We start from the raw sequence: 16,855 nt of genomic DNA, 5'->3' as shown, positions 1-16,855 counted from the left end.
ATACTTAGACAATTAATTTGCAAACGGTTTATATAATAAATTCTTAGCAGCTGGCCTCATTCGGGGACTTATACTTGGAAACAATCCCATTGGTTATATGATTCAATTATTTTTCATCATTTGTATAGTGGTAGCAGCTATTTTCCGAGGTTTCACATCCAATAAATCAATTATCATGAAACAAGGATTTCTCGCTATTTTAGCGTTGCTTGCCCTTTTATCTGTCATATAGAACTAAAACTTTTCAATAAAGGAACTCACTTTTGAAGAATACGCCATTCTTTCTGTAGATTTATAAGAAAGAATGGCGTTTTTGTATGTCTATTTCTGTATCGAAAGAATTTGAAAGTATAACAGAATTTAAACAAGAATTAGCAAAGTATATAAAATACTATAATCATGAAAGAATCAAGGAAAAATAAAAGGAAATGAATCCAGTATTGTACTAGGCTCATTCCCTAGAGGCTACTTAATAAACCGACCTTTCTAACTTTTGGGGGCACAGTCTAGTTGAAGTGCTACAAGCAACGAATTTACTACTTTAAAGTTAAGTGTTTAACCTTGAAGTACTGAAATTCTTTTTTTCCAGACAAAGCATACATTATATCTTGATGCTTTATTGTCCTCTTATAATTATGTGGTATCGGGAATTTGTTTCGTTGTTCTTTTATTATAATTATGATTACTATAAGTGATAAAGCTACAGGTATAAAAACGATTAACAAAGCATCTTAATGTTTATGAAATTCTTTGTTAATCGTTTCTCTTCTCCCTAATCTCCTGCGAGACTATATTTTTTTATTAAAATTTTCCATATCTTATTTGATTTATTCTGTAACACCAGATTGGGTTACTTTTACATCAGCTGTTACACGAAAACGTAAATGTTTATAGGATTCTTCCCATTCTTGACTGTTCCATTTTCTTACGTGAGTTCTACCAAGCTTTCTAAGTCCTATAGGATCTGTGTCTTTTTTAATAAATCTCTTTATCAATGTAGTTGCTTTTTTTTCTATTTCTTTTTCCATAATTTTTTCTAATTTTTTTATTTCTTTAGGATTATCTAGATTTTTTGTTTTTGTAAATTCTTGAATTTCAGCTTTAACTTGAATATGAGCATTTACGAATGGAGGCTTACTATTCCCCTCCATCTTATATTTTGTTCTAGCTTTTATATTCTCTATCGTGGCGTAAGTATTTGAGGAACCAGGTAGTTTGAATTGGTATGTACCTTGTTTAAAATTATCTGTCAACAATTTAAATACAAATAAATCTTTAGGGTTTACTTTATCAACCATTTTACATCTTTTAAAAAGTGCTATTCCATCTAACTCCAACACATTACCTTTTTTAGATATTATCGGTAAATAGGAATCTCTCGCATCATCATTAAGTTGGTTTAAAAACATAAAAAAATTTGTTTTTGGCTGCGTTCCATTATCCATATTTTGCTCCAGTAAAGAGGATAGATAGGAAGCAATTTCTTTTTCTTCAGAATAATTCCCCTTTAATAGTGATTCCCCTTTTACATTTGTAATTGCTAAATAAATTGCATTTCCTACACTAGGATTTCGGTTCAAAGTCTCTAAAATTTCCTGCATTCCCTTATCAATTATTTTTTCATTAAATATAATAACACGCAATTGCCCCAACTCTAGAGGTCCAGAAGATTTTTCGGATGCTCTTGCAAGAACTTCTCTACCAGTCTGGCCTGATGCTGAATAGATTTTCGTTTCACCTTCCCCGCCTCCTTTATAAGCTGAAATCGCAAAGGTTCCTTTTAGCTTACCTTTTGCTTCGGTATCATATGCCGCAACTTGAACTAAGTCAATGTCATCCACAATTTTCGTTTTAGCACAACCTATTAAGAAGACACTTACTATAATGAAAAGTAACCATCGCTTCATGTTTATCTCCTTAACTTTATTTTGGCGGTTTGAATTAGCCATAGTACAGGTAAGTATACATATATATACATAAAGCCAATTTGACCTGTCCAAGTATTTAATAAGTTAATTTTATTACGGTTATTCAAGAAAAATGATAAAACGAAGATGAATACGATGATAACTGGCAAAACATATTTTTGCTTTATTCCCAGCGCCTCTTTTATACCACGACTTACTCCCCACAATGTAAAGGAAACGTTAGGTAATATAAAAAAAGCCCAAACAGAAACAATAATGTATTCAAACCGCTCTATAAAGGGAAATTGTATAATTTTAATCATGCTTAAATATGCCCATATCGCGCTCGCTAGTTGTTTTTCACTAAAAAACGCGAGAGTTAAAATCATAAGGTATGTGTAGACAATAGTCGTTACTAAATTTGCATAGTGCGCATATTTTTGAGACGTTCTTGCCTTTTTAATAAATGGGTAGTACAGCAATAACATTTCAAATCCAAAAAAACTAAACATATTTCCTTTCATTCCTTTCATAATTTCTAGGAATGAATGCTGTGCAATTGGAAATAAATTTTGAAAATCTGCATACTGCAAAGGATAAAAAAATGTGAAGATTAGAATGCTTGGGATAACGATTCCAAAGAAGCCGATTCCGGCAACTACCCGAAATCCTCCAGTAACAATGTAATAACATAGACCCAAAAAAGCCCCTGCTATAATCCAAGATGAAATGGAAGGAAACATCCAAACATGTACTACTTCGATATAAGTATGTAGTGTTGTTGCACCTAACAATACAATATAAGATAAAAAAATGAAGTTGAACATTCCACCAATCCATTTCCCAAACACGTTTTGATTGATTGCAATGATATCTCCATTACCCTGATTTAAAATCTGATATATGATCCAAATCATAAGATTAACAGATATTCCAAAAAGTAGCGTACTTATCCACGCATCATTTCCAACTAATTTTGCACTAATCCTTTCAAAACCAAGCATACCAACCCCCATCTGTATAGTAATAATTAAAAAAAATACCATAAATGGAGAGACTTGATACTCAATTGGGATCTGTTTCATAATGCTCCTCCCTGTTAATTTCAATCATCAAAATCATTTCGTGATTTGATTTTATTTTTCTCTACCTCTTCTGGATTAAAACGAAAACGCTGTTTAGATCTTGAAAAAATAGGACGTCGGAACATCGCTGAGATTGGCATACGTATAATGCTGTCTTTCCAATCTGTAGGGCGTGTAGGATAAAAAGGGAACAAATAAGGACGTCTTAATGATTCTGTACGTAATAGGCGTGCTAAAAGTAAAGAACTTGTTAAAACAATTCCTAATAAGCCCAACAGGTGTGCAGCTATTATAAAAGGAAAACGAATTACTCGAATTGTATTACCAATTCGATATATTGGTGCTGTAAATGAACTAAGAGCTGAAAGTGCAACAATGATAATAAGTACGTTACTTGTAAGACTTGCCTCTACCGATGCTTGTCCAATAACAATACCCCCTACTATACCGACAGTTAGACCCACTTTAGTTGGTAAACGTGTCCCCGCTTCTCTCAGTAATTCAATCGTTATTTCTAAAAAAAGTGCTTCAATGACTGGAGGAAAAGGTACTTTACTTCTCGATATGATCAACGTTTCAAGAAGTTCTTTTGGAATTAGCTCATAATGATATGTTAAGATCGCAACATATAATGGAGTCGTTAAAACAGAAAAGATAAAAGCAAAAATCCTTAACAGTCGAAAAAATGAGGCCATAATCCAAGGCATGGTATAATCTTCTGTCGTAGAAAAAAAGTCAATTAATGTTGTTGGAAGAGTGATAGCATAAGGCGAGCCATCTACAAAAAGTGCAATTTTCCCTTCTGCTAATACAGCTGCTACACGGTCAGGACGTTCTGTATTCAAAAATTGAGGGAATATAGAATTCGGGTTGTCTGCAATTAACTGCATCAAATACGTGCTATCCAAAACGTGGTCTGTTTTTATTAGACTCACCCTTTTTATAATTTCTTGTAGATTTTGATCATTTACAATTCCCTCAATAAATACAATTGCAACAGTTGTGTTAGAGAGCGCGCCTACTTTCAATTCCTTCATTTGTAAATAAGGTGTTGGAAGCTTTCTACGTACTAAATTTAAGTTTACATCTAAATCTTCGACAAATGCGATTTGCGGACCCACAATATTGTATTCAATTTCAGCTTTTGTAATATCCCTTTTTTCTTTCTTTGACACATTTACTAACAAACAATTTAATGTATCTGTATCAAACTGAATAAGTATATAGCCATTTAAAATACTATCCTGAATATCTTCCATTTGATTTGTTATTTTTGAATTTTCAAAGGGTAAGACAGACCGAATATCTTGTAATGAATCGAAGCTCTTCTCTTTTATATAAGTTAAAACCTCTTCATGAAATATATTTACATCGATTAAGGTTCTAAAATATGAAATGACTATAGAGGATTTGTTTGAAGCAATCTCCAACGTTATAAAATCTTTAGATTTTTTTAGTAATTGCATTAATTCCTGCAAAGATTTTATAGAGTGAACAGGTACTTTTTCATGTGGTTTCAATTGATAATACCCTTCCTTTCAAAAAGAACCTATATATAGTTTTTAGAAATTTCTATTTTAAAAATGAGGGATATTTATATGTCAATATGCTCCTTAAAAATAATGCCTTTTTAACTAACTTAACCAAAATTAGTTAAAAAATGTATTACAAGTAAAAATTTGAAATGTCTCCAAGAAAAATTACAATATTAAAAACATCCTTTCTTTTGGTTCTAAAGAAAGGATGTTCTTATAACAGGCTTTTTCAAGTGTCTATTCTATAGGGTACATTTACCAGTGTTCTTCTCTTTATTATTTCATTAAGTAACATTGGCATTACATTCTGTATGGTTTCTTAAAAAATTTCAGTAAGAGAATATCTTAATTTTGAAGTGTACAAATAGGGAGAGTGACTTCAACTGTAGTCCCCTTATTCATTTCACTCTTAATAAATATCTTTCCCTGATGTGTTTCAATGATTTTATAACAGATCATTAATCCTAAGCCAATCCCCTCTTCTTTAATACTATAAAAAGGTTCTCCGAGGTATGGTATACGTTCTTTTGGAATCCCACACCCTTGATCGATAAAACGAATGCTTACTTGATTATTATCAAGTATATTTATTTGAATCAGAATTTCCCCTCCCATCGGCATAGATTCAATTGCATTTTTTAATATATTAACAAATACTTGTTTTAATTGATTTCCTTCACATGAAATCAATGGAATACCAGGGTTAAGATCGATTCTAAATTTTATATTATTCATCATTGCTTGAGGTTGTAGTAGCATTAAAACTTGATCCATTAGCACACTCATATTATTAGGTTGCATTTTTACCACCTGTGGTTTGGCTACCGCCATAAATTCAGTTGTAATGCTCTCTATACGCTCAATCTCTGATGATATTATATTAATATAACCCTGATTATTCTCATTTTCCGTTGATTTTAGTAATTGCATGAACCCTTTCATTGCAGTTAATGGATTATTAATCTCATGAGCCATTACAGTCGCTAATTGTCCTACAACAGCAAGTTTTTCAGATTTTCGTAATAATTCTTCTGTTTTTAGCCGTTCAGTGATATCACGAGAAATGCTTAGGAAAACCTTTTTACCATTTAAGTTAAAAACACGAACACTAAACTCAGTTGTTATTACTTTTCCTGTTGGAAAAACATATTCATCTTGCAAAGTGAAGGAAGTTTCTCCCTTTTTAATTTTTTCTAATAGCCTTACGATCATTTGAGAATCTTGTGGTACTATATTTGAAAATGATAATGAGAGCAACTCTTCTCTACTATATCCAAATCTTCTACACCCAACAGGGTTTACCTCAATAAATCGACTTGGAGCATTATCTTCATTTAGCTCTACTACATATACCGCATCAGTTGCTTGTTCAATTAGTGCACGGTACTTCATTTCACTATCTCTTAATTGCTGGTGTAATCGATGTCGTTCTCTTTCTGCTTGTTTTCTTTCAGAGATGTCTCTACATATTGCTGATAAAGCTATCACATTTCCCCTTACATCTAGTATAGGAGAAACTGTCAGACTAACATCAAGAAGACTCCCATCGCTCCTTTGTCTAACAGTTTCTAATCTAGTAACTACAGATTCACCCGTTAGAATTTTCTGAATATTTTCTAGCGATTCTTCCATTAAAAAATTTGGTACACAAGGTAATCTCTTACCTCTGATTTCTTGTGATGACCACCCAAATATCTTTTCATAAGCTTTATTGGCTTGTAAAATATGCCCTTCTCGATCAGAAATGGTAATAGCATCTAGATTGTGCTTTATAAATGATTCTAATAATTCTTTGGTAGCTCTTAATTCTGATTCTACCTTTTTCCTTTCGGTTATATCAACTGTAGAACCAACAACTTCAATAACTTGTCCATTTCGTTTAATTGGCCTAAGCGCAATAAGAATAATAGTTTTATCATTTGGCCAAGGTAATTCAAATATAATTTCTTTTCCTTCCCATGCCTGGAGATAGTACTTCATCAATTGTGGAACTAAATGTGGAGGAATAATAGAAGCATCAATAGTACGTAAGCTTTTTCCTACCACCTGTTCAGAATAAAATCCGTTTTGATAATAAAACTGTCCATCACATAAAGTGTGTATAAAGTGCTTACCCACTTTTTTAAATTTAAAAATTCCTCCTTGAAGCTCATGTACGGTATCTGTAAGTTCTTGCTTCGATTTTTTTAATTCTCGATTCATTTTAGATAAGTCCTGTGTTAAATAATACAATCTCTGGTAGGCTTCCATAAGAAATAGCCCAATTAAAAGTCCTAACGCTATATATAATAAGCCTCCTGTGTAAAGTATTGTAGTGTTAAATAATACGCCAACTAACCACTTTATTCCAATAAAAACAGAAAAATATAAAGATGCACTTTTAAAAGGATGTTGTTTTTTTACATAAATTTTAAAAGTAGAAAATAGAATCCCCATACATAAATAAGCAATCACAGGAGGTTCCCAATACTCTCCAATGTAAAAAATACGCATTAATATTATGCTAATTAGCGTAATCCAACCAGCAATACGACCAAAGTAAATAAAAGATAGAATAAGAGGAACAACTCGAAGATCGTAGGAAAATCCCATGTATGGAAAAGAAAAGAACATTAACGTAACTGCAATAATCCCTCCATAGAGCTTTTCGAAATATCGACTAGAATTAATTGTAAACACTTGAATAAATATTGCTGCGCTAACTAATAAAGAAAAAATAGAAAGGTTGATGAAATAATCTTTAATAATCATGTAATGTCCCTCCTTGCATTAAGTGTATTCGACAAAAAAGCTAAAAATCCTACAAATTGTATAAACAGTTCAAATGCATAAATTTTAAACTAGGATAAAATCTGGAAAAGTAAATAAGGAGCACAGCAGATGAGATATTTTAATGAAAAATAGTTCAAAAAAGATAATAGCAACTGTTGACTACTATTATCTTTTTTCTTTAAGTTATCATAATATGTCTGAAACTCTAAGCGACGTGGTATGTCATTTCATCGAACAATGATTATATAATGAGTCATGAATATAGAAATTTCAGCCTTAATTTTTGAAAAATAACACCAAAAACAAAACTATCTTTGAAAATGAAAAAAACTATATAAATATCAACTAATCTATGTACAAAAACGTTCACTTAATTTTGCATAAAATTACTACACTTAGGAAGCTAAGTAGTTCTTCAAGGTCGATAAGAACACCTGTAGATGCTTCAGGATAACTACATAATTGTATGAGTAATGTACTTGAAACCTTTCGGTAAAACCATACACATAATACAACTAACTCCTTGGTTCAATATTTACTTTTTCGCTGAACAAATTCTTTTTCTTGGGCAAAATATTCTAGGATATAAGGAGATTTTTCAATTAACTTGGTGTCTAGTTTATTCTCCAGCTCCAATTACTTCGTTACTTTCAGATTCAGTTCATTATATTTTGTACTTTGTCTTTATACACAACATATTCTTTACCATCCACTACTGCTACTACCGCAAATTCATCATTTGGATTGAATGAAAGCCAATCAGCCCACATGTTAGTATTAGCCCCTCCACTCCACATATTATGAACAGTGTTTTTAGTTAAATTCATAACTTTATAAGACGCATTTGGCGCATTTGTTCCAGTCTTTATTTCAAAAGTGTATGCGTTATGAATCTTTTTATAAAAGTAGAAAACGTTTGATGGACGAAGCTGATTCAAAAAATCCTGTTCTTTTTTCTCTGCAATTTTTATTCCTTCTTGCAAAGTGACAACATCTGTTTTTAATGTTTTCCAACTGTTTTTCGCTGCATTCAAGCTAGGGGTTAAGAATTTATATTTATTTTGATCAGCTTTTTGATCAGCTTTATCAATATGTCCCAGTACACCCGAATATTGAGAATCTAAATCCTCCCATTGCGTAGACATATAAGTAAGAGCAGTGATAGCACTATCAAGCATACTATGCATATCACTAATATTATGAAATGCAACTCCAACTACACGATTCAATGTTATTTTATAATCTACATTCTGACGCAATTTTGCTAATTCAGGTTCTAGCCAACCTAACTTACCTCTTGCATCACCTATCATTATGCCACCAGCAATCAAGGTTGGAATAAAGGGGATTTTCACCATGTCTAACCCCTTAGATTCTATGTCTTTCTGATATTTTACTTGTCCTAAAAGGTCCTCTAGACGCTTTTGGTCAGCCTCCACATCGGCACCTTGGTTTTTTAAAATCGATTGCAATGTCTCTTTATGACTTCCAAATGTTCTAACATCTTCTCCAATAGCATTCTTTAATTGCATTAATTCTTCTATTAATGCTTTTGCAGACTTTTGATTTTGTTGAATTCCTCCCTGTAAATCTGTAATCCCTTTTTTTAAAGTATCTCCATTTCCAGTATTGATCGCCTCTACTAATGTTTCATAATAATTTTCAAATTTTGTATCGTATTCTATAATGCCTGTCAATGTATCTAAAAGCTGTTTTTTTACTTGTGTATTCCATGTAACAGCATGTGCTCTTGCATTCTTTTGATCTTGTACAATTTTACTAGGTAAATCCGCATTTCCATTAATAGTTATTCCTTCAAAACTCACATCTGGATTATTAATTAGCAAATAAGAATATTCATTCATAGATTTTGCAAATAAACCAGCATCTTGCAAAGCTTTTTTCATCTGTTCTTCATTTGCTGAAAGAGATATATTTTCAATGTTCGTTTGTTCAATTTCAATTGCAAAAGTTTCTATTGGTATGACTGCATAAGTAGTTGTTATAGTTATAAACGCTGATACAGCGAGTAGTTTATTAGGGATTTTTTTCATCATTTCGTATTCCTCCTATATAAGGTATGGTTTCAAGTTCTAATCTTATTAAAAAGCGATGTCTTTCAAAATGAGTTCTACATCTTTTATCAGTATCGTTTGAACTTTCTTTAGCAGCCTTCAAATCATTAAGTATTAAAGAAAATGTATATAATCTACTTCAAATTAACCGATTCTGTTGCAAATTTTAAAAAAGCAATTAAACTACAAGGTTATTTTTTATTCGAATCATACTTATATATAATTGAAAGGCGAAGTCTTTAATGAGACTCCGCCTTTCTGTTATATAAGGATTTATTAATTATTACTTTTCTGTTTAACATTGTAATCATAGACTTTCCATGTTTTAGTTCACTTTACAACAGAATTAATATTTCCCTATTTTTGTGAAGTAACAGTTTCCACTTTTAATTCCTTTATTCCTTCTTTTAATGTAACAGCATCTGTTCGTAATGTTTTCCAACTGTCTTTCGCTGCATTTAAATTAGGTTTTAAGAATTTAAATTTATTTTGATCGGCTTTTTGAGCTGCATTCTCAATATGCCCTAGAACGCCCGAATATTGAGAATCTAAATCATGCCACTGCGTGGACATATAAGTAAGAGCGTTAATGGCATCATCAAGCGCCTTGTGCATTTCATTAATATTACTGTAAGCAACTCCAACTACACGATTTAAGGTTACTTTATAATCCACGGTCTGACGTAATTCTGCTAATAAAGGCTCTAACTTACCTAAATTATCCCTTGCTACTCCCACTATAATACCGCCAATTATTGGTAGACCCAAAATAGCACCCTTCATTACATTAAACCCATCAGATTCTAATTGTTTATAATAGTTTACTGATCCTAATACTTCTTCTAGACGCTTTTGATCGGCATCAACATCTGCACCTTGATTTTTTAAAATTGACTGCAAGAGCTCTTTATTACTTCCAAATGCTCTAACATCGTGTCCAATAGCGTCTCTTAATTTAGTTAATTCTTCTATTAGTTGTTGTGCATACTTTTGATTTTGTTGAATTTCACCCCGCAAATCTGTAATCCCTTCTTTTAAAGTTTCTCCATCCCCTGTATTAATCGCCTCAATCATTGTTTCATAATAATTGTCAAATGTTGTATCGTATTCAACAATACCATTCAATGTATCTAAAAGCTGTTTTTTTACTTTCGTATCCCAAGTAACAGCATGTGCCCTTGCATTCTTTTGATCTTGTACGATTCTACCAGGTAAATCTACATATCCATTAATGGTAATTCCCTCAAAATTCACATCAGGATTCTTAATTAACATATAAGAATAGGCATTCATAGATTTTGCAAATAATCCAGCCTTTTGCAAGGTCTCTTTCATTCTCGCTTCATTTGCAGAAAGAGCCGTATCTCCATTGTTCGTTTGTTCAATTTCACTTGCAAAAGTTGTTACTGGTGAAACTACATTAGCAGTTGTAATAGTTAATAGCGTCGATACAGCGAGTAATTTGTAAGGGATTTTTTTTATCATTTCATTTTCCTCCAATTTAGGTTTTAAATTTCAGTTCTACTCCTGTTTAAAAGCAATATCTTTTGAAATGAATTCTGCATCTTTATGAATATCATTCCAACTTTCTTTAGCGGCTCTTAAATCATCTGGTATTAAAGAGAATTTGTGATCTTGCATAGAATCGATATTATCCAGTAAATCTGTATAATTTGCGCCCATTGTATTCCATTGCTTTTGAATATTTGTTAGAGACAATATCGCTTGATCTACAGTCTGATATAAATATGCCAATGTTTCTTTCGCGTTAGTAAGCGAAAGAACTGCTTGATTAGCACGATCTGCTTTCATACTTAATTCTCCGATTTTGTTAGAAATTTCATTATAGGAGTCCATATGCTTAGATGCTGTGACACCAGCCGCAGTTCCTAGACCGATACCAGCTGCACCAAGAGCTGAAAGTCCACCAACAACAGCCGGTGTTGCTGTACCGCCAGTTACAACAATAACTACCGCTCCTCCAATAGCTGCAATAACTAAAATAGCTGCTCCCAATCCACCACCAATTGACCATGCTAATACATCATCAAAATGTTTTTTCTGAGTAGAACGAAGTTGCTCAATTTCAGCTTGAAGTTGTGGAATCGTTGCCTGTTGACCTGCTAATATTGCAGTTAATCCACCTTTCCCATCTGGACCACCAACATTATTTTTAAAATCTGTAGAATTTTGATATAGTTTCCCTTTGAAGTCTTGTAGCATCTTAATCACATCTGTAACTTCTTTTGAATTTGTATTGATTGTAGTAATTAAATCATTTATACCCTCTTTTAGACCTGCCTTATCTTTCTTTTGTACAGTTTCTACTAATGTGTCGTAATAATTTTGAAATTGTTCATCGTAATTTACAATATTACGAGCAGTTTTTTGAATCTGTGGCTTCGCTGTATCTAACCAGTAATTCGCATTGATTCGTGACAGCTCTTGATTAAGGTGAATATTTTTGAGCAACTCTCCCCCCTCTGAGCCTAAATCGATATTAGATAAATTTACATTTGGTTGCTTAATCATTGTTTTTGCGTATAAATCCATTACTAGAATATGAGACCCTGTTTCAGCCAATGCTTTCTTCAGTCCTTCGGGGCCTAATGCATAATTGCCTACTTTTTGTTCTTGAGCAGTCGTTTCTTGTGCAAATGCATGAATAGTGTTACCGGTAGTAGCAGTTATAACAGTTGCTAATGTAGCTAAAGTTAGTACTTTGAATGGAAATTTTTTCATGACTATTCTCCTTCTTTCGCTAAATGCTTATAATTTTTATACATTTCCAAAAAACGCAATATTAAAATTTATATACTTGTTCTTCAAGGTAACTTATTACATTTTTTAATTGTCTTAATGTATCTTTTTGAGACTGCTCGTTAGTTGTATCAACATTAGTAGATAATTTTGTAATGCTATTTTTTATTAGATTTAAATCTTCTTTATAGCGCTTTAGTAGATCCAGTTCTACATCTACTTGATTTGCAAACGTATGCAAATCATTTTGTGTAAGAAGAAGCATTGATTTTTGTAAATCAGCTATTGATAGTTTCGTTGTTAAATCATATATTTTTTGATTTTGTTTCTCTAAATCATCTAAATATGCTCGCTGTTCTGCTGTTAATTTATTTACTTCAGCAAAAACGCCAAATGTTTTCTTAATCTTTTCAGTATCAATGACCTTCATTAGGTCATACTCTTGTGTTTTTGCTGCGGCTGCGGCTGCTATTTCACCTTGTTTGCTTTTCTCAATTGCTTCACGAGCTGCTTTTTTTGCTGATTCAATCTCTAGAGCCGTTTTACCTTGCTCTGTTGCTTCTTGCACTGCTTTTTTCTCAGCTTCTAGAATAGAGTTGTTAATTTCTTTTCCTTTGTTATATGCTGCCACCCCTGCTTGAGCAGCTGGTTCAATAATTTCTTTTGAAAGACTATAAACTTCTTTGAATATAGCAAATCCCTGTTCATTTAAAGCCCCTGGTATTAATGCAATTTGCTGTAAATCATTTTGAATTGCTTTTTTGGTATTTAATATTTCATTTTTTAACTGGTCTATTTTTCCTGTTCCGTCTGTACTTAGTATGCCTTGAGCAGTTGCCACATTGGTATCAAAATCTTTTAATTTTTTATCAAGCTGTAATTTAAGATCTGTTAATTCATTGATTTGCCGTTGCGTATTTTCTTGATTCGTCATAGCCATTTCTTGAAGTACTTCAAGTCTATCCGAAAACCCTTCTCTATCTTCTTTATTGTCTACAAACGATTTTAATGTCGGGTAATAGCTATTAAATTTTGTTACAAATCCTTTACTTTTTGAATTTAATAGAATTAACTGTGGATAGAGTTCCGATGACCATTCCTTCATATCTTGTTTGATTAGGAATTGATTTGTATTTAAAGCTGTGACTTCCTCTAACTGTACATTAGGACTCATTAAAGATTGATCAATATACGTTTGAATTAATTTAGATTGCGCACCTAATTTTCGTAATGAAGAGGAAATATCCATGCCTTCCTGTTGAGTTTCCGCTTGAACGATTGGTGTTGCGAGAGTATTGATAGGAATATTTCCTCCAGTTACAATGGATGTGACTAATAATCCTGTAATTATTTTAGTTTTCATTCTGTACACTCCTTTACCATTGTTTTTATAACTTAATTCATATAACTTGTACGACCTCTCTCTTTGTAAACTAGTTAAGAAGGAGAAATCTTTCAGATAGGGTAATATCGTTAGTTTTTACTTCTAATAGGATGTAAGGATTTTACTTATCTCTCATTTCGATACTCTATTTTTTCAAATATAAATAACAAAAATTTATTAACTATATTTGAATCAAGCACCCTATGAATAGTAAATTATTAATTCTTCCCTAGAATTGCGGTTTAACCTACAGAACCGCGAGAATCAATAAACCAATGCTTACAGTTAATCTTGCCATAATATTGTTTAATTTCAATTTAATAATATATCTCTTAGTTTTGTCAGCAAACTCCTTACTAGATAACAAAAGGTGAAATTATACTGTACATCGCTTATACTTTTATTGCGGAATAACTTGACTTTTGTTATGCAGAAACTTAGGACACGTTTATTACAAATTTGATTCTTGACCTCTTGTAAATAAATACACTATTCAGAAAAATATACTCTACATAATGTTACTTACAACTTCACTATAATTCCTATTAGCGTAACCTTCTCCTTTCTGTCTGGTCATACCAGTTATGTTGTTCATTAAAACATTAAATTTTTAATGCGTAAATAGAAAAATTTTGTCGATTACGCTCGATAATTTACTGTTAAATAAAAATATGAACCGGAAAAAATTATATAAATATAGTTATTCGTAAATTTCATTTCTGTAATTGTAATGATTACAAATTAATGTGTATACGGTTAAAAATAACTATTTTAGCTCAACCAAGAAATTTTATTTTAGAAAAAATACTTATAGAATAATATAATAGGTCTTTTTATACTTTTTTACCTTTATTTAGTTATGTATAATTGCATAAAATGTAGATATATTTAGTAATATATGTTATATTGTTGATTTTTTTACAAAACATCCTTATATATTTATTAATAAATATATAATGTGAAGATATTAGTCTATAAACTTATCTTCGTTATAAACGTAGGTTTTAAATTACAAAAAGGCTGCAAAGCTTACTTGAAACACTTTGCAGCCTTCTGTCTTTTTGTTTTCTTTAGCAAAATAATGGTTAGTGAATTTTCATTTTTGGGGATACTTATACCCATGTTTAAGTCTTTACATTGGAGACAGCAGATAACAAGCTTATATTACTGTATATTTTTCACGGTACTGCCTAGGAGTCATGCTAGTGTTTTTTTTGAAAACTCTTATAAAATAACTTTGGTCATTAAAGTTAAGCCACGCACAGATATCTGATAACGAATAAGTAGTGAGTGTTAATAATTTCTTTGCTTCTTCCACTCGTTCCCTTTGAATATATTCGCTTAAAGTAATTCCCATTTCTTTTTTAAATAGTTTAGACAGATAAGTAGGCGTAATTTCTAAATGATTAGCAAGTTCATTCAGAGATATTCCATCGTAAACATTTTTATTAATATGTTTTATACATGTAGTAACCGCGTAAGAATACTTTTTTGCATTGTATTCTTTCACACGATCTGCAAAAGTACGTAAAGCATCCCCTGACAATCGCTTTACAGATTCTACATTATCTAATTGCTCCAGGGTTTGTATATATAAAATACTATGAGCAAAAGCAATATCTGGTGGCAGGTTTCCTTCTATTGCATATCGAGTGGCTAAGGTAATCGCAATAATTCCAAGGTTTTTTTGATTCCTGAGCGGATCCTCTATTAGCATAAGCTCAACATCTTCTTGCGAAACCGCATACATATACTGTATTAACTTTTTTTTATTCCCTTCTTTAATAGTCGAAAAGAAATCATTTACTAATGCCATATTGTGCGTTTTAGGTTTGTTTTGTCGACGTTTTAAAATATATAAATCAGGTTTCACATTTTTATTAGGAATTTCCTCTAGTACTTTATTTTTTTCCAAGACAATATCTACATCTAACTTTTCATTGAAAATCATGTAATGTAATAAAATTCCCATATCAATTAATGTAGTTTTTTTAATCTCAGATAAACACTGATAATATGCAAGTCTTTCTTGAATGTTATCATTTGCTTTAAATTCTTTCTGAAATTTTATGATCATATCATCTGAATCTTTTGGATGTATAGTAGGACCGATTATAATAGTCCCTTTAATATCATCATGATTTTCTATATGAATTAGAACAAAATTTTCAAGATAGTTGTTACTTCGGAAAAGTGGCAAGTTAAAGGGATCGTTTTCTTGATAAATATCACTAAGATGTTCTTCTTTTGAAGAATAAAAAGGACTACAAACATTATCAGATGTAGAATGATATAAAATCTTTCTGTCTGCAGATAAAATATGTACAGGGGCATTAAATGCTTTATGTGCAAGATCACACAAGTATTGTATATCGATAGAAGTATTCATTACATTCTCCTTTATAGATCCATAAAATATATTCTGTTAGATATAATTCACGACAAATAATACTATAAAATATCAAATTAGTACAATTCATAACAAAATATTACTATATCTTTTTTATAAAAATCATATATTATTTAATTGTAGTTAGCATCTAAACATCAGAGTAGATAAGTAAATGAAATAAGTTAAGTTCTTTTCTTAATTCTACAAGATATAATTATTGAACTTGAGAAAACAGTGAAATACTACAAAATACAGTGGTAGTCAATGCGAGGACCAAGCTGGAAAAAGATTTAAAATACAGCGAAAGTAACAGGAGATACTGTACCACCGCAAGAAACAACAGTCAAAGTTCCAATTCAATCACTTATACAAATTGAATTCAAAAAAATAAATACTGCTAATTTAAATATGAAACTGAAAAACTATTTTGCTCCAAATTTTAAAAAAAAGATAATAAAGAAGTTGTGAAATTGGAAACAGATGAAAGCGATACGGCTATTTTTGAAGCACTATGCTTTGAAAAGTACAAGGTGGAGGAAATTCAAGTACTCAACTAAACATTTAATTGAGAGAAAGGTCTTTTCATCAACTAAAAATAAAAAAACGAATGGAATTTTCAAAAAAAATGACACTATATTACTGATCGCAACATTAGTTTACTTTCCACAAAAGAGGAAAATATATATAGACTTTACAAATACTAAAAATAGCAAACTAGATAGTTTTAGTACCGCATCACATAAAGTGAAACTTTAATCAGTGGGGATTTTGTTCATCCCCACTGATTATTAGCCCACACCAATCGGGCTTTTACGGACAGTTGATCCCCCACCTAACTTCTTTGCTTCCGCTGAATTTTGAGGTCGGGGTCTTACTGCCCGGCAAATAGCGAGATAAACTTATTATTAATTTCCAAATACAATAGTTGTTAATCAACCAAAAACT

At 31.5% G+C, this 16,855-nt stretch carries 9 protein-coding genes and 5 pseudogenes; 3 read left to right on the top strand and 11 right to left on the bottom strand.

Annotated features, from left to right (window positions below; translation table 11 throughout):
• Window positions 1-16: 16 nt before the first annotated feature.
• Window positions 17-232 (top strand): annotated as a pseudogene (locus ACTFSL_RS09090) (DUF1304 domain-containing protein); the annotation flags it as partial.
• Window positions 233-335: 103 nt separating this feature from the next.
• Window positions 336-422: pseudogene (locus ACTFSL_RS09085) on the top strand (IS3 family transposase); the annotation flags it as partial.
• A gap of 125 nt (window positions 423-547) precedes the next feature.
• Here the strand turns inward: ACTFSL_RS09085 and ACTFSL_RS09080 are convergent.
• The 11 genes and pseudogenes from ACTFSL_RS09080 to ACTFSL_RS09030 all read right to left on the bottom strand — a co-directional run.
• Window positions 548-680 (bottom strand): annotated as a pseudogene (locus tag ACTFSL_RS09080) (excinuclease ABC subunit C); the annotation flags it as partial.
• Window positions 681-827: 147 nt separating this feature from the next.
• A complete protein-coding gene (locus ACTFSL_RS09075; protein WP_000832925.1) occupies window positions 828-1,907 on the bottom strand; it encodes a Ger(x)C family spore germination protein in 1,080 nt (359 codons plus the stop codon).
• A gap of 2 nt (window positions 1,908-1,909) precedes the next feature.
• Window positions 1,910-2,992 (bottom strand): GerAB/ArcD/ProY family transporter, encoded by a 1,083-nt coding sequence (locus tag ACTFSL_RS09070; RefSeq protein WP_000809689.1) that lies wholly within the window; start codon window positions 2,990-2,992, stop codon window positions 1,910-1,912.
• Between the two features lie 20 nt (window positions 2,993-3,012).
• Entirely contained in the window at window positions 3,013-4,512 is a 1,500-nt protein-coding gene (locus ACTFSL_RS09065) for a spore germination protein (RefSeq protein WP_440041552.1), read from the bottom strand.
• 360 nt (window positions 4,513-4,872) lie between these two features.
• Entirely contained in the window at window positions 4,873-7,278 is a 2,406-nt protein-coding gene (locus ACTFSL_RS09060) for a PAS domain S-box protein (RefSeq protein ID WP_440041551.1), read from the bottom strand.
• 429 nt (window positions 7,279-7,707) lie between these two features.
• Window positions 7,708-7,935 (bottom strand): annotated as a pseudogene (locus ACTFSL_RS09055) (hypothetical protein); the annotation flags it as partial.
• A gap of 20 nt (window positions 7,936-7,955) precedes the next feature.
• A complete protein-coding gene (gene hblB / locus ACTFSL_RS09050) occupies window positions 7,956-9,356 on the bottom strand; it encodes a hemolysin BL regulatory component HblB (protein ID WP_440041549.1) in 1,401 nt (466 codons plus the stop codon).
• 375 nt (window positions 9,357-9,731) lie between these two features.
• Window positions 9,732-10,859: a hemolysin BL binding component B gene (hblA, locus tag ACTFSL_RS09045; protein ID WP_440041548.1), complete on the bottom strand. Its 1,128-nt coding sequence runs from the start codon at window positions 10,857-10,859 to the stop codon at window positions 9,732-9,734.
• Between the two features lie 36 nt (window positions 10,860-10,895).
• Complete coding sequence (hblD, locus tag ACTFSL_RS09040; RefSeq protein ID WP_063536778.1) at window positions 10,896-12,116, bottom strand: hemolytic enterotoxin HBL lytic component L1; 1,221 nt, start codon at window positions 12,114-12,116, stop codon at window positions 10,896-10,898.
• Between the two features lie 61 nt (window positions 12,117-12,177).
• Window positions 12,178-13,497, bottom strand: a complete 1,320-nt coding sequence (hblC, locus tag ACTFSL_RS09035) for a hemolytic enterotoxin HBL lytic component L2 (protein WP_000850152.1) — start codon at window positions 13,495-13,497, stop codon at window positions 12,178-12,180.
• Between the two features lie 1,180 nt (window positions 13,498-14,677).
• Window positions 14,678-15,907: a helix-turn-helix domain-containing protein gene (locus ACTFSL_RS09030; RefSeq protein ID WP_440041546.1), complete on the bottom strand. Its 1,230-nt coding sequence runs from the start codon at window positions 15,905-15,907 to the stop codon at window positions 14,678-14,680.
• Between the two features lie 430 nt (window positions 15,908-16,337).
• On the opposite strand from ACTFSL_RS09030, the pseudogene ACTFSL_RS09025 reads away from it, so the two are divergent.
• Window positions 16,338-16,467, top strand: a pseudogene (locus tag ACTFSL_RS09025) (peptidase).
• Window positions 16,468-16,855 lie beyond the last annotated feature (388 nt).

This window comes from Bacillus cereus group sp. MYBK108-1, from assembly GCF_051917185.1.
GTDB classification, from domain to species: Bacteria; Bacillota; Bacilli; order Bacillales; family Bacillaceae_G; genus Bacillus_A; species Bacillus_A cereus.
Note: the sequence above shows the minus strand (reverse complement) of the source record. Positions and strands in the feature narration are given on the sequence as shown.